This is a genomic window from Actinocorallia longicatena (assembly GCF_039534125.1).
Lineage (GTDB): Bacteria > Actinomycetota > Actinomycetes > Streptosporangiales > Streptosporangiaceae > Actinocorallia > Actinocorallia longicatena.
Genome location: NZ_BAAAUV010000081.1, coordinates 1 through 707, shown reverse-complemented (window position 1 = coordinate 707; position 707 = coordinate 1). Strand labels below are relative to the sequence as shown.

General features: G+C 35.9%; 1 protein-coding gene. It reads right to left on the bottom strand.

Features of this window, described 5'->3' with window-relative positions:
• Window positions 1-71: 71 nt before the first annotated feature.
• On the bottom strand, window positions 72-380 hold the full coding sequence (locus ABD785_RS41155) for a transposase (protein WP_344840344.1): 309 nt from the start codon (window positions 378-380) through the stop codon (window positions 72-74).
• Window positions 381-707 lie beyond the last annotated feature (327 nt).

Genomic DNA, 707 nt, shown 5'->3' with positions numbered 1-707 from the left:
CAAAGCTTTTGTTGCTTTGATTATAGGAAACCCCTCTGATACCCACAGTTCTATTTCAAGTAAACGTTCCTCTAGCGGTATTCGTTTTTTTTTAGGAGATTCTTTAACATCGCAACTTCAAGCTCTTTTTCACCCAACAATCTCATTGCTTGTTCATATTTATCTAAAAGTTCATTTTTAGTCGGATTTTCTGATAGGGTGGTAGTGCCTTCTTGCTCCATCATCTCTAAAATTTCATCTTGATATTCTGTCATCCATTTTCTAAATGTATCTTTTGAAATACCAGCTTTTCTAGCAGTAGATGAATGGTTTCCAGTTTCCAATGCCATTCTTACATATTTCTTTTTCACATCTTCAATAACATCGATCTTCTTCTTCACTCTAACCACCTCCTATTCACCAGAATCGACACTTTTAGTGTACTTTTATAACCTAGTTCGTGTCCAAATGAATAAGGGGGCTTAAAAGAAACCACGTTAAAATGTCGAATAACTCCTGTTAATGAACATTTCACACGTCAAACCGGGTTGGCCCCCTTATTTAGGACACTTACTTTAAATATCTCTTTTTATCTTAGTTTTTCATTTTTTCTTATAAAGAGGAAATTACCCCCACTATTTTACTCTAATTGGTACTCGATCCTAAATGACTTAACATGGAGCCTCTCCACGCATGATTCTCTACCCAGGAACCCAGCTGAATGATAC